The sequence below is a fragment of the Flavobacterium panici genome, from assembly GCF_024499525.1.
Lineage (GTDB): Bacteria > Bacteroidota > Bacteroidia > Flavobacteriales > Flavobacteriaceae > Flavobacterium > Flavobacterium panici.
The window spans coordinates 5,705,695-5,723,424 of record NZ_CP100437.1 but is presented as its reverse complement, the minus strand read 5'-3'; the positions used below and the strand labels follow the sequence as shown (position 1 = coordinate 5,723,424).

Genomic DNA, 17,730 nt, shown 5'->3' with positions numbered 1-17,730 from the left:
ACTTAAGAGTTTAGTTGACTAATAATTTCTTCTTTTCCGATGTTTTTCTGAACGCAGCCAATAAGATAATCAGATAAATCATTTATGTTTTCTTCCAGAAAATCAAACTTTCGGCAATACTTTCTGAGCATATTTAGTTCATCATCGGTCACTTTTTCATCGGCCCAAATAATTCGGGTTAGATCATACAGATATTCAATTTTTGTGTTTAAAGATTCAGGAACAATGAATTCTGTATTAACAGGATTTAGAAAAAGTTTATCTAATTCTTCTTTCGGAATTCCTCTTTCATCAGCAAAATGATACAGCATTTGAAGTTCTAATACATCAAATTGATCATCGGATAATGCCATTTGATATAATCTCAAAAAATGGCTTTTTAGTTCTAGTGTTATCATGGTTTTTGGATAATTTTTGGGTTTATCTAATTAGTCTTTCAGCAATTTCCTCTTTATCAATTATTATTTGTGAAGGAAGAATCATCTGAATTTCGTTATTAATTGGATTTTGAAAAATTGAAAAGTTTCCTCTGCAGTTTTTATATCGAAATTGAAATGCTTTTAATCCCTTTATTAATCCTTCGTTTTGAGTTGTTTCAAAAACATAATGAGAACAGGATTTTTTAAAAATGCATTTTCTTCTTTTAGACTGAGGAATTAAAATCCAATACATTCGAATAATTAATAAGATGAAATATTTCATTTTATTTTTCGAAAACAATTAAGTGAGTGAAAAGCGTTTGGGCGGGTCTTGCTCCAAATCCAAAACATCCTATTTCAGCATTAACAAAAGTTGTAATGTTTTCTACTCTGACATATTTCCAACCTTGTTCGGTATGATATTTTATTGCGCTTTCTAATTGTTCGGCAATTTGCGTTGATGTGTTTTTCTTTAAATCGATTGAAGCGGCGAAAGGTATTACTTTGAATTCCATAACTTTTTGATTTTAATTAATATTTAAATTGATTTTAATAATTCAAACTTAAACCTATTTGAAACCAGTATTTTACGGAAATCCATAATCCATAAATTTATCTTGAAGAAATAAAAAAAGCCCCCGAAGGAGCTTGAAATAATAATATAAAAAGGAAATTAAATAATCCCCATATCCTTTGTAATAGAAACCAAATGAACGGTATTATTCGCTTTAAAAAAGTCTTTGAGTTTAGACAATCTTTTTTCTACGGCGCTTTTGCTGTTGGGTTTGATATCGGTGCTTTTAAAAATTTCTATTATTTCATCTTGCGAAGTTCCGGCAGATAAAAATTTCAGAATTTTAATATCGACATCGTCAATTTCGTAATTGTTTTTTTCCTGAAGAGCAGAAGCAACTTCGGGAGAAATAAATATCTGATCAGAAGTTGAAATTATATTGATTGCTTTTTTTAATTCTTCGATACTATTTAAACCTTTCAGGACAAAACCATCTATTTCGGCATTATCAAAAAGAGATTTAATACGGTAACTTTTATCTTCTACAGAATAAGCAATAATTTTAATATTAGGCTGCAGCTCGCGAACTTTTTGAACCAGCTCATCTCCATTAGCAATATCCGATTTACGATGATCTGTTTTAAACGAAAGATCACTGATTAACAAATCATAAGGTTCATTTTGCTGAATGGCAGCGCGTATTTTTAAAAACGCTTCGTCACAAAATTTAGAGTGTTGAAAATCTTCAATATTTAAATCTTTTAAAACTTGCTGAATTCCTAAGTTCATTGCATCAAGATCTTCGGCTATTATTACTTTTTTAAACATAGGCTTTTATTTAGGCATTGTTATATTTACTTTAAAACCTTTATCTGGTTCAGTTTCAAAAGTAATAGTTCCTTTTATGGCCAGAATACGGTTTTCCATATTTTGTAAACCATTTTTTATAATTTTTGATTTTTCACAGCCTTTTCCATTGTCTTTATAATCTATCAGCAAAGTATTTTGAGCATTTTCAAATTTCAAAACAACTAATTGAGCCTGGCTGTGTTTTTTCATATTGACCATTAATTCATGCAATACACGCTGAATTGCTATCTTTTTTAAATCTTCAATAGAATCCCAATTTACCTTTTCGATATTCGTAATAATAACATTAGTCTTATCACTATTATAGGTAGAAAGCATTTCTTTTAAATTATCTGAGTAATTTGATCCGGTGTCGATATCATTATTTTCTCTGGAAATACCGCGCACACGACTGTAAATATGATCGAGTTTTTGCAGTAAAGTTTCTTTTGTATTTTGAATTTCCAGCGGTTGTGTCTGGGTAAAAGTTATGGTATTAAAAACATCATTGGCCAGTTCATCGTGAATGTCTTTTGCAATTCTGGTTTCGGTATCGTACGCGGTTTTTATCTTTTCGATTCGGTTTCTATTTTGATAAAACTTCCTTAAATATAACAATAGAAAGAAAAGCGATACAATCCCGATTATGAAAAATATTCTTTGGTATTTTACTTTTTGAAGTGATAATTCATTTTCTATTTTTTCTAATCGAAGTTTTTGATTTTCGTCTTTTTCTTTTTTAGAATCGTATTTTATTTTAGCAAACTTGTTTTTAAAGTTGTTTCTAATTTTGATTATGCTGTCATTTATTGAAATATACTGCTGGGCATATTTTGTACCTGAACCATTAGAAATTAAAAATGATAATGCCTTCAAACGTTCATCAACACTATTTAGATTAGTAGAAATTTCGTAAGCTTTTTTAGCATTTTCATTTGATTTTTGAATGTTTGTTTTTGCGTAAAATTCTGCTAAATGAAGATGGCTTTCAATACTTCCGTATAAATCATCTGCTTTTGTTCTTAACTCAAGACTTTCATTCATTAGTTGAAGTCCTTTTTCATTTAAGCCTTTTTTAAAATAGGCAAATCCGAGATTATCAATTACTCTTGCTTTACTTTTTACAAATTTATCGAATGCTTTAGTTTCTAAAATTCCTTCCAGAATTTTAACAGCCTTGTCGTATTTTTTCTGTTTAATATAAACAACGGCAATATTGTTTAGTGGAGATTGTTTGGATGCGACATCTTTTGAGTCGTTAATTGCCTGATTATAATAAAATATGGCATCGTCATAAATGGAAAGTTCCTTGTCCGCAATTCCGAAGAAATTATTGATTGCAGCACTGTAAATATCCTTTTTTTTAATAAAAGGCAAAGCTTCTGTAAATGTCTCTTTACTTCCGTAATAATCGCCGTTTATTTGTTGTATATAACCCATTTGAATTAAATTGTAGACAACATTGGTACTGTCTTTTAAATTTTCAAATGTAATTTTTGATTTATTGAAGTAGTAAAATGCACTATTGTAATTGCTTTTTTGAAATTGTTCTGTGGCTTTTTGCTGTATTGCTTTAGCTTCTTTTTCATTCTTATTGGGTTTAAGCAATACATTTGTTTTTTCCTCACAGGAAAGAAAAAGAAGAAAGATAAAAAAACAAAAAAACGGGGATCGTAACATAAAGATTACTTTCCCCGAAATTAGTCATTTATTAAAAATAACAGAATTTATTTGTTATTTTTTTGGTGGTGGAAGATTAATTGGATCATCACCAGGACCATCTGGTTCGCTTGCTTGTATGCTGTCTCGAACCACATCTCTTTTTATTTCAGATTTTTTATTCGTTGTATCAAATTCGTCAGCAGTACAAGAAAATAATGTAGTTGACAATAGCGCGCACGCTCCCAATAAATATAATGATTTCATTTTTTTAAAATTTAAAAATTAGACATAGGCATTGCTGGCCGGAACTTTTCCGGGTTTTTGGTTGAGTGCAATACCAAATTTTGTTTGGGAAGTGAAGTGCGTAGAACAGTAAGATTTTTATTTATACTTCCCGGATAAACTCCGTCTTACGGTTTTCCACACTTTTTGAATAAACTAGTTTTGTACATTTGTTTTTGACCTGCAGATCAAAGCGCTAACTAATTTTGTTGAAGCAAAGTAACGGCGGTTGTAGAGCAGTATTGATATGGAATTCCGGGATTTCCGATTTAGTTTTTTGTAATCCTTAGAATTCCTTAAAATTCCTTGAAATTCCAAAAAAAAACATGAGCTTATGAATAACATTACTCTGGAAGACTTATATAAAAAGGCTGTTATAAAACAGTATGAAGAAGTAAAAAATGGAGAAGATTACATTTATCTGAGTGCGCCAACAAGAGGAAAACTCAATAAATTATGTTGGGAAATATTTGAAACAAAACCTGTTTCTAAAGATGATCAAGTAGTTTTTAATACTCTGTTAGGATTTCCTTTTGATCTAAACACAAAAAATAAATTTAGAAGTAATACAAATCAATTTAGGCCAATTGAAACTTTTCTTAAAGGAGAAACTGATCCAGATAAAATGGAAGTTGTAGATCTTGCGGCTATACTTGTTGATTTTCAATTGAGACCTTTTAACAAGTTTAGAAAACAAATTGATCCGGATGATTTAGAATTAATAAATGATCTTAGAGATACCAAATTTTTTAGTCCACAAAATTCTTCTGATGATTTGACAGATGAGGTGAAAAACGAAAATGTTATTGATCCAAAAATTGAAGAGCCAGAAGAAAATCAAAGTGAGGAATCTGAACCTATTCCAGTTGAAGCATCAGAACCAAATTTTGTTACTGAAAAAACTGAATCATTTCAAAATCAAAGATCAACGTCAGCGCAAGTAGTATCGCCTATATCAACTTTTGTTAACATAGGCAAACCACCAAGTAAGATATGGAGATATTTAGGAATTACAGCAGTTATTGCTGGATTAGGTTTTATCATTTATTTAGCCTTACTAAAAAATGATTGCATGCAATGGTCTGGTGACCATTATGAAGAAGTAAGCTGTGATTTGAAAATGGAAGGAATAGGAACATTTAACGCGCCTGAACCTTATGATGAAAGAATTATTGATCTTCGAAGAATTAAGGTTTGCGATACAACAACCTTTTTTAAAAATGAAAAAGCTGTTGTTTGGTACGCTAAGGTGGGAGATAGTGTTGAGTTTTTTAATACCCATGGAATGCATCCGGAAAACGGCAGAGCTTTAAGACCAATAACTCCCTATATTATCCATAAATATGTGGTAAAAAAATAAATCTCTTGAGGAATACAGACTTTTCGAAAAAAATGCGATTTATGTAAAATATTCGTAAAATCATGGAAATTTATGTAAGATTATACTTTTAATTTAGCATTATTAAATTAAATCAATATAAAAACAAATCGACATGAAAAGTAAAAACATATTATTCGTATTAGCCTTAAGCTTGGGAATGTTTGCTACGTCTTGTAGTAACGATGATAATGAAGGAGAAACAATTGTACCGTTAGCAGGAAAATATAATCTAAGTAAAACCGGAACAATTGTAAATGGAAATGAAGTATTAGTGGATGCAGCGGAAAATCAAGAAGGATGTACTGCCAATAGAGATTATTTAGATCTAAGGGTAAGTAACGCAGCAGTGATTGGTGATTATAGCGGTGAGAATTGTGCTTTGGTAGAAACTACAGGAACTTATGTAAGATCACATAATGATTTAACAATAACTGTTGGCAATGTAAGTTCAACGAGTGACATTATGAACCTTACTAATAAAGAACTGAAAATTAAAGACAAAACTACAGGTATAATTACAGTTTATACCAGATAAGAAATTGGTTTTAAGGTAAATTCTTAATTCGAAGAATCAGGAATAAAAACGGAAATGACTTAGTAAAGTTATTTCCGTTTTTTTTTTTATGAATTTTAGGGAAGAATTATTGCAGCGGAATGTAAATATCAAACGAAGCGCCTTTATTTTTTTCGCCTTTTGCCGTAATGATTCCGTTATGGTTTTCAACGATTTTTTTTACGATTGCAAGACCAATTCCGGTTCCGGTATACTGATCCCTTCCGTGTAAACGCTGGAAAACATCAAAGATTTTTTTACTGTATTGTGCTTCAAAACCAATTCCGTTGTCTGAAACAGTAATATGGCAATAGCGGGTTTCTTTAGCTAAAGCATCTACCTTAAAATGGGAACCTTTTGCAATTTCGCTGTTAATTTTTATTACGGCCGGAATATCCGGCTTTGAAAATTTAAGTGAATTGCTGATTAAATTATAAAGCAGCTGTCTAAACTGAAAGGGGATAATATTTATTTCGCCAATATCGTTGTTTTCAATCACCGCATTTTTTTGCTCCAGTTCTTCTTTAAGATCCTCTCTTACTTCATCAATTATATTTGAAAGATTCGCTTTTTCAAATATTCTTTCCTGGATATTTGTTCTCGAATACGAAAGCAAATCATTAATTAAAGTCTGCATACGCTTCGCAGCATTTTGCATTCTTTTGAATTTATCTTTTCCGGAATCTGATAAATTTTCAAATTCCTTATCCAGAATCTGTGATGCAAAAGTTTGAATTTTCCGAAGCGGTTCCTGCAAATCATGACTTGAAATATAAGCAAAAGACTGAAGCTCTTTGTTCATGTGTTCCAGTTCAGCATTTTTTTGTTCCAGCTCTAAGGCATTCCTTTCAATTTTATCGTCGGCTCTTTTTTTCTCGGTTAAGTCGTGCGTAACTTTCGAAAAACCAATTACATCATTGTTCTTATTATGAATCGCTGTGATTACAACACTAGCCCAAAATAAATTTCCGTTTTTGCGAACACGCCAGCCTTGATGCACGGCACGGCCTTTTTCTCTGGCCAATTCGAGTAAAGTATTAGGAACATTATTTTTTTGATCTTCAGGCGTATAGAAAACGCCAAAATATTTTCCGGTTATTTCTTGTGCTTTATAACCTTTAATTTTTTCGGCTCCTACATTCCAGTTTTCAACAATTCCCTTATGATTTAAATACAAGATCGCATAATCCTGAACTTCCTCGATCATTAAATGATAACGTTCTTCGCTTTTTTTAAGCGAATCATACATTTGGCTCAACTCTTTGGTTCTCGCCGTAACTTGCTGCTCAAGTTCATGTGTAAAAGCTTTTTCGGTATGAATATCCGTAAAAGCACCAACCCATTTAATGATTTTATTATTTTCATCCAGAACAGGTTCACCAATAACGGCATGCCATCTGTAGCTTCCGTCTTTTCTTAAAACCCTTACATCAGTTCTGTAAACCTGTCCGGTTTCTAAACTGTGCGTCCAAATTTTGATATTTTCCTCATAATCATCAGGATGAATCATCGCTTTCCATTCCGTTTCTCCCGCAGGTTTTATTCCGGTATATTCTTCCCATTTTCCAGAAGTAAATAACGCATTTCCTTTTTCATCAGTTTCCCAGATTAACTGCGGAATACTTTCTGTTAAAGAGCGGAAACGTTTTTCACTTTCTTCAATTTTCTTTCGGGTTTCAACTTTTTCCGTTACATCGATTATTGTGGCCCTGATTCCAGAAACACTATTGTCTGTTTCATATATTGGAGCATATTCAAAATCAATATAAAAAAGCTGTTCGCCATTATTTCCGTTAATAAGTATTGGCGATTCAATTTCAGAATGTGTTTTTCCCGTAGCAAAAACTTCATTCAATAATTGACTGTATTTTTGAGTGAGAAGTTCCGGGAAAATTTCAAATAGTTTTTTACCCTGAACATCACTTTCTTTTTTGTTCCAAATAGTTTCAAGTAAAGCTAAATTAGCGATTTCAACAACCATTTCGCTGCCTTTCAAAATAGCTTTTGGAACAGGAGACTGCATCACGAGATTTCTAAATCTTTTTTCACTTTGTTCTACTTCCTGCTGGTGTTTTTTCTCGGCAGTAATATCTCTAATTGTTCCAATTAATTTCTCCGGATTACCATTTTCATCGTAAAAAACTTTTCCCCTTCCTTCAATCCAGTGAATCGATTTATCTAGCCATATTGTACGTACTTCATAATGAAGTGCTCCTAAACTAAGTGCATCTTTGAAACCTTTGTTTCTAATATGCATATCATCCGGATGCAAATGCTGCAACAATTGTTCGTGCGACAACATAATTTCTTCTTTGTAACCGCCAATAATTTCAAGATATCTTTGCGAATAACGGGGTTCTCGTGTTTTTACATTTAATTCCCAGGTTCCTAATTCGCTGGCTTCAACAATAATATTTAAGCGTTCCTCGTTTTGTTCTATTTTTTTACGGGCTTCGACTTTTTCTGTTACTTCTGTTACAGTAACAATTATACCCGTAATTTCACCATTTTCTTCTCTTAAAGGATGATAAAGAAAATCAAAATACCAAATACCTAATTTTCCATATCGATTTAAAGGAATGGGAACTTCATTACCATGATAAGGAATACCGGTAGTTAAAACATTTTTTAATAAGGAATCAACAGTATCTTTTACTTCAGGCAGAGAATCAAATAATGGTTTGCCCACAAAATCTTCTTCTTCTCGTGCAACCAGTTTAAGATAATCCTCATTTGCAGATTCAACAATATAATCCGGCCCCCGTAAAATAGTAATCCCAATTGGCGCTTGTTTTACAGTATCACGGAAACGTTTGTCTGCAATTTCAATTTTTTTAGAGGCAAGATGTAAATCAGTAACTTCTGCAGCTGTATTCATAACAGCATAGACATTTCCGTTTGTATCAAAAAGAGGGGTAAAACTATAATTGAAATAAAAAGTTTCAAGTTTATTGTTTATCGTGATATCAATTTGAGCGTTTTTATTATGAAAAGATTTTCCGGTTTTTAAAACACCCAGAACCTGTTCAAAAACCGACTGATTGTTGAGTTCCGGCAGAATTTCGCGATAGGATTTTCCAATTACATCATGACCTTTTCCCCAAACTTTTATAATAGATTCATTAGCGAGTTCAATACGCATTTCTTCTCCCACATAAACTGCAATAGGAAAAGGGGCATTTTCAACCAATTGTCTTATTTTTTGTTCACTTTCCTCAAGTTTGGAACGCGCTTCAACCTGATCTATAACTTCTTTTTTCTTTGCCGTAGTTTCAATAACGGTTACTAAAACACCGCCAACTTCGCCATTTTCAATTCGGATGGGAGAATAAGAAAAATCAAAATAACACGTTTCTACAATTCCGTTTTTATTTAAAGGAACAACAAAATCAGGAAAAGAAACTGATTTTCCCTGCATTGCCTCTTCAAACATTGGCTCTGTAATATTCCAGATTTCTGAGAATGTATCTTTGGGAGAATTTCCTAAAGCCTGAGGATGTTTTTCAGAACCAATAATTTTTAAAAAAGCATCATTGTATAACTGCGTAAAATCTTTTCCCCAGGCAATGTACATTCCAAAAGGATTATTGAGCATAACAGAAGTTATGGTTCGCAGACTTTGAGGCCAGTTTTCAGGGTCACCTAAAGGAGTTTTGCTCCAGTCTTTGAACCGAATTAATACTCCCATTTCACCGCCATCGGCTAGAAAATAATGTCCCTTATGTTCTTGGCTCATTCAATATAAATTAGGGTTGAATTATATAATGCGCTCTTTCAGGCTGTTTAAAATTATTTTGAGAAGCTGCGATAAGTGCATTTTCAATAACGGTTTTTAGTTTTGAAAAATCGCCGGGTTTTCGAATATAAAATGTAGCGCCCATATCGTAGGTTACATCTACAATTTTGGTATCAAGAGAAGTTGAAAATATAATAATAGGGAAATCTTTTAATCTTTCAATCCGTCTGATTTCTGTAAGGCATTCAGATCCATTTTTTTTAGGCATGTTTAAATCCAGAAAAAGAACATCAGGAAGATCCTTTCCAGAATTATCATCTAAAAAATTCATTAACTGAACGCCGTCATTTACAGTTACAAGAGTTGTTGCAAGCGACAGTTCATCAAGAGCTTCTTCAAAAAAAGAGCAGTCATCATCGTCGTCGTCAGCAAGTAAAATTTTGTAAATCTGTTGGTTCATGCAGTATAAAATGTTTAAAAAATAGAAACAAAAATGAATTGTTTTGTGCTAAGATAAAATTAATTTTCGCAGGAAAATTACTTATATACCTATAAAATTAACTCATTTAAATTAAAATCTGAAAAGATTCTCTCTTAATAATTTGATACATAGTTCTTTTGTAAGTAAAAGTTTTCATTTTTTTTAAAATAAAATTACAATTATAAAAACTATCAAAACCAAATACAATTTTTGAATTAAGGATGCGTTTTTATATTCTGCGACACTTCTTCGCGCTTTCAAAAACCCCTTATTTTACTGCTGTTTACACACAAAAAACTGTATAAACATTCTACAAAGTGTAAAATTATTACACACCTTACTTTATGTAATAATTCGTAAACCGCTTAAATCCAGCTTAAAACCTAAATGGCACAACGCTTGCAAATTGGGAACATGTCACTCTTTAATTTTTTTTGGTGTTTACTTAAGAAAAATGCAAAGAAAGACCATTTGATAAAAGCCATTTTAGAGAATTAATACAAACAAAAGGACATGGAAAGCGAAACAATTATCTCAAAACAATTTTATACAGGAGGCGATATCAGCAGCGAAGTAATCAGCCCTTCTATTTTTAAAATAAACAACAACTCAACCAAAAAACATATAGAAAGACCAAAAAGCCTTTTTGGTTTCATGGTTCTTGCCGCAACATTTTTATTATTAATTGCAGGATCTCTTTTAGTTGTTCAATTGCAGCCTGATTTTGATCAGCTGCATTTAGAAAGATTAAACTCAACCGGAGGAATAATTTTTCTTGCTATTACAGTAGCCTTATTTCTTTTTAAAGGCGGAATGTTTTTGTACAATGTAGTTCTGTATTTCAAATACAAACCAATCGAATCTGTATCAGATGAATTACTGCCAACTTGTACTGTAATTGTTCCTGCTTACAACGAAGGGAAATTAGTTTATGAAACTTTAATGAGTCTGGCCGAAAGTGATTTTCCGGCTCATAAATTAGAACTTTTAGCAATCGATGATGGAAGTAAAGACGATACGTGGTACTGGATTCAACAGGCAAAATTAAAATTAGGCGATCGTGTTTCTATTTTCCAACAGCCGCAAAACAAAGGAAAACGTCACGCTTTATACCGTGGATTTAATTTAGGAAAAGGAGAAATCTTTGTAACTGTTGATTCTGACTCAATCGTTAAAAAAGATACTTTAAGAAACTTAGTAAGTCCATTTGTAGTAGATGAAAAATGCGGAGCCGTTGCAGGAAACGTTCAGGTTTTGAACAATGAAAAAGCAATTTTACCAAAAATGCTAAACGTAAGTTTTGTAATGAGTTTTGAATTCATGCGTTCTGCCGAAAGTGCATTAGGTTCTGTACTTTGTACGCCTGGAGCTTTAGCAGCTTACAAAAGAACAGCTGTTTTTGCCTGCCTGCCAGAATGGATTGACCAGACTTTTATGGGACAGCCGTCAGACATTGGAGAAGACCGTGCCATGACCAATATGATTTTAAAACAAGGACATCATGTATTGTTTCAGCGTAATGCCTATGTATTGACAAACGTTCCCGAAGATTATACTGGATTGTACAAAATGTTCATTAGATGGGGAAGAAGCAATGTTCGTGAAAACATTATGATGGCAAAATATGTTTGGAAAGATTTTAGAAAAGAATCTAAAGTGGGAGCAAGACTTTTGTATACAGAACAATTTATAAGAATATTAATGACCTATCCGTTTTTTATATTCATGATCTATTTTATTGCAGTACATCCGTTATTGTTCATCAGTTCTGCGCTTTTAGGAATATTGCTGGTATCAAGCTTTTCAGTTTTATTCTATGCAAAAAGATATTCATTAGGCGAAGCATTTTGGGCCTATTCATATAGTGTTTTCTATACCTTTTCATTGTTCTGGATTGCACCTTACTCAATTATTACAGTTCGTAAAAAAGGCTGGTTGACACGAGGATAATAAATTCCACTGACTACTATTATATATTAATCCGAAAAACTCCTGTTCCACTAACAGGAGTTTTTTTATGGTATTAAAGAGATTAATTTTTATCATTCCATAGGAATGTTTCGCAGGTAGAAAAAAATAAAGATCAGCCGCATTTGCGTTTCGTAGGAACGTTTGATAATTCAGATTATTAAAAAAAAAGTGAATCAAACGTTCCTACGGAACGTAAAACCATTATAACAATATAATTTTTCTACCGATGAAATGTTCCTACGGAACAAAGAAAGATGTAAAATAATAAAGAGGCTGTCTCAAAGTCGGACAGCCTCTTTTTTATAATTATTTTGTTTTTTTAGTGACTTAATTGGTCACTTTTTGATATTCGATTTATCATTCCATAGGAATGTTTCGTAGGTAGAAAAAAATAGTGACCAGCCGCATTTGCGTTCCGTAGGAACGTTTGATAATTCAGATTATTAAAAAAAAGTGAATCAGACGTTTTTACGGAACGTAATCCATTATAACAATATAATTTTCTACAAATGAAATGTTCCTGCAGAACAAAGAAAGATGTAAAATAATAAAGAGGCAGTCTCAAAGTCGAGACAGCCTCTTTTTCTATAATTTTTTGTTTTTTTTAGTGACTTAATCGGTCACTTTTTGATATTCGATTTATCATTCCATAGGAATGTTTCGTAGGTAGAAAAAAATAGTGACCAGCCGCATTTGCGTTCCGTAGGAACGTTTGATAATTCAGATTATTAAAAAAAAGCCAATCAGACGTTCCTACGGAACGTAATCCTTTATAACAATATAATTTTCTACCAATGAAATGTTCCTACAGAACAAGAAAAGATGTAAAATAATAAAGAAGCTGTTTCAAAAGGCGAGGCAGTTTTTTTCTAAACGATTTGATATAAAATTAAACCAAATTTTTATTTAGCTTTCGCCAAAGAAAAACAGAAACTGCATTTACAAAAGCCAAAATCCATAAAACAGGACTTGTAAAAAAGCTTTCATAACTTCGTCCGTTTGGAATTTCAACAAAAGGAACCGTAATAATGACATCTAGAAACAAAGCCGTAAGCGACATTATAATTCCGAGTTTTAAACCGCTCATTTTATAATTTTTCAGATAATAAAACTTCGCTGCGCCAATAGCGAAAAACACAATACAAATCGCCACAATAACCGACTGCCAGAAAAAGGAATCTTTTACAACGGGAATTTGTTCTAAAATATAAAAGGAAAAACTAACCGCAAACCAAACCAAAATCCCCGAAAAAATAGCTCTGATATATTTCATCTTTTTAATTTTCAGGATTCCAAATTCCGGTTTTGGCTGTTTCTTCCGCGTAAGCGTTAAAATCTTTCGCTTTTCTGCCCAAAACTTTTTCAATATCAAAAGTCACACTCGAATTTCTTCCGTCTAAAACCTGTTCAAAAAGATAATTTACAAGCCAAATGTGATCATCAGGAATTTGATATTCTTTCAGCATCTGCGTATATTCTTCTAAACTCAAACTCTGAAAACTAATATTTCTGCCGCTTGCATGGGCAATTTCGTTTACCGCATCTTTAAAAGTCAATAATCTTGGTCCGGTTAATTCATACGTTTTTCCGTTATGACTTTCGTTTAAAAGTGCAGCCGTAACAACATCGGCAATATCATCGGCATCTGTAAAAGGTTCAAGTGCTTCGGCTCTTGGCAAAGCAACAATTCCGTACAAAATTGGATCTAAAAAGAAACTTTCGCTAAAGTTTTGGTTGAACCAGCTGGCGCGGATAATCGTCCAGTTTTTGGCATTCTTCTTTACGATTTCTTCGCAAACCTGCGCTTCTTGTTCGCCTCTTCCAGAAAGTAAAACTATTTTCTGCACGCCAGATTTTGTGGCAAGATTAGTGAAATTTTCTATCGCATTTGCAGCAAAAGGAACTGCTAAATCCGGTTGAAAAGTAATATAAACCGTGTCAATATCTTTTACAACATTTTCCCAGGTTTCCGGTTTTTCCCAATCAAATGGAATTTTCTCATTTCGTGAACCTAAACGAAGTTCAACTTCAGCATTGTTTTCTAATCTTGATGCAACTCTGCTTCCTGTTTTTCCGGTAGAACCCAGAACTAAAATTTTGGTTTTCATATCAATATCGTTTTAAATGATTACTGATACAAAGTTGCCGAGATTAAAAAAGAATCATTTGTCGTAAAAGAATTATGATTTGTTTGAAAAGAATTGCTGTTTTACATCATTTGGGCGCATGCTGAATTTTTTATGAAAAGCATTCGAAAACGAACTCAAACTTTCATACCCAACTTCCCAAGCCGATTCCTGAACTGTTTTTTCGCTTTCGCGGAGTAATTCATACGCTTTATTCAACCGTTCTTCCTGAACATATTTAAAAACCGGAATCCCGAAAAGTTCTTTGAAATTTTTCTTTAATTTATTGCTGTTTAAACCCACCATTTGTGACAATTGAGTTATAGAAGGCGGCGTAGAATAATGCGTCGTTACAATTTCCTTTGCCTGAAAAAGTTTGTTTTTATCAATCTCTGATAATTCCGATTTTTTATCAGAAGCTAAAAGTCCGTAGAAATGCGCCAAAAGTTCATTGATCTGACTTTTTAAAAACAGTAAACGTGTATTTCCGGTATACGATGTATTAAAGATTTTTTGAACCGCTAACTGCATTTCAAGCGTCATATAAAAAGAAGGGCCTTTTACAAAATGCTCTTTCGGGTTTAATAACTGCGGTAAATAATTTTCGAAAATCTCCCTTTCAGCCTGCGGAAGTGTATTTAAATTTTTAAGTTTTGTAAAAATACTAATAGACTGCAAAGGTTTGTCTGGCTCAATTTTATGGGAGAATTCAACTTTTTGATTTCCGAAGAAACAAATGGCCAAACCCGTTGTGTTCATTAAATATTTTGTCTGATTATTATGCTTGATTTCCAGCTCAACATTGCCCGAACCATAAAAAGCAAAACCTACGGCATCGCCATCAATTTCACATTTCTGGACTATAGTTTTAGTCGTATTAGATTGCTCTACTAAAACAATACAATCGTGTAATTCTATAATATCGGTTGTCATAATTGAGGTTGAGGTTTGAATAAAAAGCATGAAAAGTTACTATTTATTTTTTAAATAGATATTATTCAATAGCAGGCGATCAATTGCTTATTTTTGTAGAACGGCAAGTTATTAATTAAAATTTTATGAGCGAATTAATTGGATTTAACGTCAGAGTCTATGCGTTTTGTGTAAATGATAACAAGGTTTTAGCGCTACACGAAAGTTATGCCGGATCAAACATTTGCAAACTGCCGGGCGGCGGACTTGAATTTGGCGAAGGAACAATTGATTGTCTGCACAGAGAATTTATGGAAGAACTAAACTTAAAAATAGAAGTTGTAAAACATATTTACACACAAGAAAATTTTATAGTTTCCAGAATGAAAGATAACAGGCAGATTTTTACTATTTATTATCAGGTTAAGATTTTGAATATGGAAGAATTAAATATTCAAATTCCAACTATTGAAAAATTAGAATGGTTTGATATGAATTCAGAAGCTTGTCCGCTCGTTCTTCCTACCGATAAAATTGCTTTTGAAAAATTAAAATTGGATTATTTTCTTTAATAATTGCCTCGTTTTCTCTTTTAAAATAAAAATATAAACCCTTGATTTTGCTTGACTTTTAATGATTTATGAAAAATAAATTAAAAAAAGTTTGCAAATTTAGACCGATCGGTCTAAATTTGTAGTGTCAAAATGAAAAAGATTATGAGTAAAGCAGAACGTACAAAACAGTTTATTATTGAAAAATCGGCTGCGATTATCAACAAAAAAGGAATGGCCGGAACTTCTCTAAGCGACATTATGGAAGCCACAAAGCTGGCAAAAGGCGGTATTTACGGAAATTTTGAAAGCAAAGAAGAAATTTGTAAAGAATCGTTTTTGTATTTAAGATCGCAGTTAGCAGCCAAATTAGACAATGCGGTTTCGCAGGGAAAAACAGCAAAAGAAAAGCTTTATAAATTATTGGCAGTTTATGAAAATAAAGATAACATGATGGACGGCTGTCCAATTTTAAATTTTGGAATTGAAGCAGATGATACAAACCCGGCTATAAAAGAGCAGGTTAAAAGAGCTATTCTCTCAGCGCATAAAAGATATACGGATATAATTGAATTGGGAGTTGAAAACAAAGAACTTTTGGCAGAAATCAACCCTGAAAAATTTGCTATAATGGCATTTTCGATGATAGAAGGTGCTATTTTGTGCCGAAAAGTTTTTGATAATAACGACCAAATGGAAGTTGTTTTAGAAATCTTAAAAAACGAATTTGAAAGATATGTTATCTAACATATTTTTTTTAAAATATTTTAGACCGATTGGTCTATTTTGTAATAAATAAATTAATAATTAGAATGAGAAATTTAAAAGAGGATCACAAAGGATTCAGTACCATATTGGCTTTAGCCTTAATTCCGTTATCAGGATTTGCAACAGATATTTATCTGCCATCGCTTCCGGCAATGACAAAAGATTTAAATGTTTCGGCATCAGCCATTCAGCTTACATTAGTATTTTTTATGTTCAGCCTCGGCATCAGCCAAATTTTTATTGGCAGTATATTAGACAGTTTCGGGCGTTTTAAAATCAGCATTGCATCGCTTGCCGTGTTCTCAATAGCCAGTTTTGTTATTGCACTCGTTCCAGATATTTATGTAATCTATGCCATGCGTATCATTCAGGGAATCGCCATTGCTTTTATCGTAATTGCAAAACGTGCTTATTTTGTCGATTTATTTAAAGGCGAAAAATTAAAAAGCTATATCAGTTTGTTTTCTATCATTTGGGCCAGCGCACCTATTATGGCACCATTTTTAGGTGGATACCTGGAACATAGTTTCGGCTGGAAATCTAATTTCTATTTCCTTGGCGGATTATCACTGCTTATGTTACTTTTAGAACTTCGCCATAGTGGAGAAACCATAAAAGAACTGCATCCGTTTAAATTTAAAGCCATTACCAATACGTATTCAAACATGCTGAAATCGGTAGATTTTACTTTAGGATTCGTAATTCTGGGAATCACTTTTGCGATCGTTATCATGTTCAATTTAACCAGTCCGTTTATCATAGAACGCATTTTTGGATATTCGGCCATAACAACAGGTTACAGTGCTTTATTATCTGGATTATCCGTTATGATTGGCGGAATCACGGCAAAATCGATGATCAAAAAACCTTTGGCAAAAAAAGTGGGAACAGCCATAGCCATTCAGCTAATTTTGGCTTTGCTGATGATTTTTACTTCTTCTTTAGAAAGTAATATTTACACTTTGGTCATTTTTACAATGGGACTGAATATCTGCGGCGGTTTTATATACAATATTGTTTTGGGTTATTGTTTAAGCCGATTCTCCAAAAATGCCGGAGTTGCCAGCGGATTAACCGGCGGAGGAGCTTATATGGTAAGTGCTCTTTTTAGCTATAGTTTTGTGAATATATACGCTGTAAAAAGTCAGTTTTTATTAGGATTAGCAAACATCTCTTTGCTTGCAATTGTGGGTATCGTTTTTATCATTTTCAATAAATACAGATTGAAAAACTAAGCTTCAAAATTACTATAAAAAGATGCCTTTAAAATTGAGTTTTTAAAGGCATCTTTTTTGGTTTTAAAATTTAAACACAATATTATTTGTAGTATAATATTTATTTATGCTCAAACACATTTAATCTTTTGTCAAAATAACTCAAAAACCTGTACTAAAAAACTTTCAAAATATTAAAATTTTGTGTTCGAACACATTTTTTCTAATTATTTTCTTTCAAATTACAATACAATATTTACTTTAGTCAGAAATAAGCTTTTTTATGTGATTCAAAAAGAACAAAATAGAAC

At 32.4% G+C, this 17,730-nt stretch carries 17 protein-coding genes; 6 read left to right on the top strand and 11 right to left on the bottom strand.

The genetic code is table 11. From position 1 onward, the window contains the following. Positions 1–2 precede the first annotated feature (2 nt). The 6 genes from NLJ00_RS23895 to NLJ00_RS23870 all read right to left on the bottom strand — a co-directional run bounded on the left by NLJ00_RS23895 (position 3) and on the right by NLJ00_RS23870 (position 3,708). The gene (locus NLJ00_RS23895; RefSeq protein WP_180858089.1) at positions 3–398 is read right to left on the bottom strand and encodes a tellurite resistance TerB family protein; all 396 of its coding nucleotides are present in this window, start codon (positions 396–398) and stop codon (positions 3–5) included. 22 nt (positions 399–420) lie between these two features. After that, positions 421–702 (bottom strand): membrane protein insertion efficiency factor YidD, encoded by a 282-nt coding sequence (gene yidD, locus NLJ00_RS23890; protein ID WP_256635675.1) that lies wholly within the window; start codon positions 700–702, stop codon positions 421–423. A gap of 1 nt (position 703) precedes the next feature. After that, entirely contained in the window at positions 704–934 is a 231-nt protein-coding gene (locus NLJ00_RS23885; protein WP_053473943.1) for a hypothetical protein, read from the bottom strand. 158 nt (positions 935–1,092) lie between these two features. Next, on the bottom strand, positions 1,093–1,761 hold the full coding sequence (locus NLJ00_RS23880) for a response regulator (RefSeq protein ID WP_256635674.1): 669 nt from the start codon (positions 1,759–1,761) through the stop codon (positions 1,093–1,095). A gap of 6 nt (positions 1,762–1,767) precedes the next feature. After that, the gene (locus NLJ00_RS23875) at positions 1,768–3,462 is read right to left on the bottom strand and encodes a tetratricopeptide repeat-containing sensor histidine kinase (protein WP_256635673.1); all 1,695 of its coding nucleotides are present in this window, start codon (positions 3,460–3,462) and stop codon (positions 1,768–1,770) included. Positions 3,463–3,516: 54 nt separating this feature from the next. Beyond that, positions 3,517–3,708, bottom strand: a complete 192-nt coding sequence (locus NLJ00_RS23870; protein WP_256635672.1) for a hypothetical protein — start codon at positions 3,706–3,708, stop codon at positions 3,517–3,519. A 352-nt stretch (positions 3,709–4,060) separates the two neighbouring features. On the opposite strand from NLJ00_RS23870, the gene NLJ00_RS23865 reads away from it, so the two are divergent. Continuing rightward, entirely contained in the window at positions 4,061–5,086 is a 1,026-nt protein-coding gene (locus tag NLJ00_RS23865) for a hypothetical protein (protein WP_256635671.1), read from the top strand. 178 nt (positions 5,087–5,264) lie between these two features. Beyond that, positions 5,265–5,642: a lipocalin family protein gene (locus tag NLJ00_RS23860; RefSeq protein ID WP_235992044.1), complete on the top strand. Its 378-nt coding sequence runs from the start codon at positions 5,265–5,267 to the stop codon at positions 5,640–5,642. 106 nt (positions 5,643–5,748) lie between these two features. Here NLJ00_RS23860 and NLJ00_RS23855 read toward each other — a convergent pair whose 3' ends face one another. Both NLJ00_RS23855 and NLJ00_RS23850 read right to left on the bottom strand, forming a co-directional pair. Continuing rightward, positions 5,749–9,396: a PAS domain-containing sensor histidine kinase gene (locus tag NLJ00_RS23855; RefSeq protein WP_256635670.1), complete on the bottom strand. Its 3,648-nt coding sequence runs from the start codon at positions 9,394–9,396 to the stop codon at positions 5,749–5,751. A 10-nt stretch (positions 9,397–9,406) separates the two neighbouring features. Then, on the bottom strand, positions 9,407–9,856 hold the full coding sequence (locus NLJ00_RS23850; RefSeq protein ID WP_053473950.1) for a response regulator: 450 nt from the start codon (positions 9,854–9,856) through the stop codon (positions 9,407–9,409). A gap of 534 nt (positions 9,857–10,390) precedes the next feature. Here NLJ00_RS23850 and NLJ00_RS23845 point away from each other — a divergent pair. Then, a complete protein-coding gene (locus tag NLJ00_RS23845; protein ID WP_256635669.1) occupies positions 10,391–11,827 on the top strand; it encodes a glycosyltransferase in 1,437 nt (478 codons plus the stop codon). Between the two features lie 910 nt (positions 11,828–12,737). On the opposite strand, the gene NLJ00_RS23840 is transcribed toward NLJ00_RS23845, so the two are convergent. From NLJ00_RS23840 to NLJ00_RS23830, 3 genes are all read right to left on the bottom strand, one after another. Then, on the bottom strand, positions 12,738–13,121 hold the full coding sequence (locus NLJ00_RS23840) for a DUF5367 family protein (RefSeq protein ID WP_256635668.1): 384 nt from the start codon (positions 13,119–13,121) through the stop codon (positions 12,738–12,740). A gap of 4 nt (positions 13,122–13,125) precedes the next feature. Continuing rightward, positions 13,126–13,956: a Rossmann-fold NAD(P)-binding domain-containing protein gene (locus tag NLJ00_RS23835; protein ID WP_256635667.1), complete on the bottom strand. Its 831-nt coding sequence runs from the start codon at positions 13,954–13,956 to the stop codon at positions 13,126–13,128. A gap of 72 nt (positions 13,957–14,028) precedes the next feature. Beyond that, a complete protein-coding gene (locus NLJ00_RS23830; protein ID WP_256635666.1) occupies positions 14,029–14,907 on the bottom strand; it encodes a helix-turn-helix domain-containing protein in 879 nt (292 codons plus the stop codon). A 125-nt stretch (positions 14,908–15,032) separates the two neighbouring features. Here NLJ00_RS23830 and NLJ00_RS23825 point away from each other — a divergent pair, with 125 nt between their 5' ends. The 3 genes from NLJ00_RS23825 (at position 15,033) to NLJ00_RS23815 (ending at position 17,440) form a co-directional block, all read left to right on the top strand. Further along, positions 15,033–15,458, top strand: a complete 426-nt coding sequence (locus NLJ00_RS23825; RefSeq protein ID WP_256635665.1) for an NUDIX domain-containing protein — start codon at positions 15,033–15,035, stop codon at positions 15,456–15,458. A 144-nt stretch (positions 15,459–15,602) separates the two neighbouring features. Continuing rightward, a complete protein-coding gene (locus NLJ00_RS23820) occupies positions 15,603–16,184 on the top strand; it encodes a TetR/AcrR family transcriptional regulator (protein ID WP_256635664.1) in 582 nt (193 codons plus the stop codon). Between the two features lie 65 nt (positions 16,185–16,249). Beyond that, on the top strand, positions 16,250–17,440 hold the full coding sequence (locus NLJ00_RS23815; RefSeq protein ID WP_256635663.1) for an MFS transporter: 1,191 nt from the start codon (positions 16,250–16,252) through the stop codon (positions 17,438–17,440). Positions 17,441–17,730 lie beyond the last annotated feature (290 nt).

What these genes read in the sequence shown, in the direction of transcription:
- NLJ00_RS23895 (WP_180858089.1), bottom strand. Translation starts at nt 398, where the DNA reads ATGATAACACTAGAACTAAAAAGCCATTTTTTGAGATTATATCAAATG.
- yidD (WP_256635675.1), bottom strand. Translation starts at nt 702, where the DNA reads ATGAAATATTTCATCTTATTAATTATTCGAATGTATTGGATTTTAATT.
- NLJ00_RS23885 (WP_053473943.1), bottom strand. Translation starts at nt 934, where the DNA reads ATGGAATTCAAAGTAATACCTTTCGCCGCTTCAATCGATTTAAAGAAA.
- NLJ00_RS23880 (WP_256635674.1), bottom strand. Translation starts at nt 1,761, where the DNA reads ATGTTTAAAAAAGTAATAATAGCCGAAGATCTTGATGCAATGAACTTA.
- NLJ00_RS23875 (WP_256635673.1), bottom strand. Translation starts at nt 3,462, where the DNA reads ATGTTACGATCCCCGTTTTTTTGTTTTTTTATCTTTCTTCTTTTTCTT.
- NLJ00_RS23870 (WP_256635672.1), bottom strand. Translation starts at nt 3,708, where the DNA reads ATGAAATCATTATATTTATTGGGAGCGTGCGCGCTATTGTCAACTACA.
- NLJ00_RS23865 (WP_256635671.1), top strand. Translation starts at nt 4,061, where the DNA reads ATGAATAACATTACTCTGGAAGACTTATATAAAAAGGCTGTTATAAAA.
- NLJ00_RS23860 (WP_235992044.1), top strand. Translation starts at nt 5,265, where the DNA reads ATGTTTGCTACGTCTTGTAGTAACGATGATAATGAAGGAGAAACAATT.
- NLJ00_RS23855 (WP_256635670.1), bottom strand. Translation starts at nt 9,396, where the DNA reads ATGAGCCAAGAACATAAGGGACATTATTTTCTAGCCGATGGCGGTGAA.
- NLJ00_RS23850 (WP_053473950.1), bottom strand. Translation starts at nt 9,856, where the DNA reads ATGAACCAACAGATTTACAAAATTTTACTTGCTGACGACGACGATGAT.
- NLJ00_RS23845 (WP_256635669.1), top strand. Translation starts at nt 10,391, where the DNA reads ATGGAAAGCGAAACAATTATCTCAAAACAATTTTATACAGGAGGCGAT.
- NLJ00_RS23840 (WP_256635668.1), bottom strand. Translation starts at nt 13,121, where the DNA reads ATGAAATATATCAGAGCTATTTTTTCGGGGATTTTGGTTTGGTTTGCG.
- NLJ00_RS23835 (WP_256635667.1), bottom strand. Translation starts at nt 13,956, where the DNA reads ATGAAAACCAAAATTTTAGTTCTGGGTTCTACCGGAAAAACAGGAAGC.
- NLJ00_RS23830 (WP_256635666.1), bottom strand. Translation starts at nt 14,907, where the DNA reads ATGACAACCGATATTATAGAATTACACGATTGTATTGTTTTAGTAGAG.
- NLJ00_RS23825 (WP_256635665.1), top strand. Translation starts at nt 15,033, where the DNA reads ATGAGCGAATTAATTGGATTTAACGTCAGAGTCTATGCGTTTTGTGTA.
- NLJ00_RS23820 (WP_256635664.1), top strand. Translation starts at nt 15,603, where the DNA reads ATGAGTAAAGCAGAACGTACAAAACAGTTTATTATTGAAAAATCGGCT.
- NLJ00_RS23815 (WP_256635663.1), top strand. Translation starts at nt 16,250, where the DNA reads ATGAGAAATTTAAAAGAGGATCACAAAGGATTCAGTACCATATTGGCT.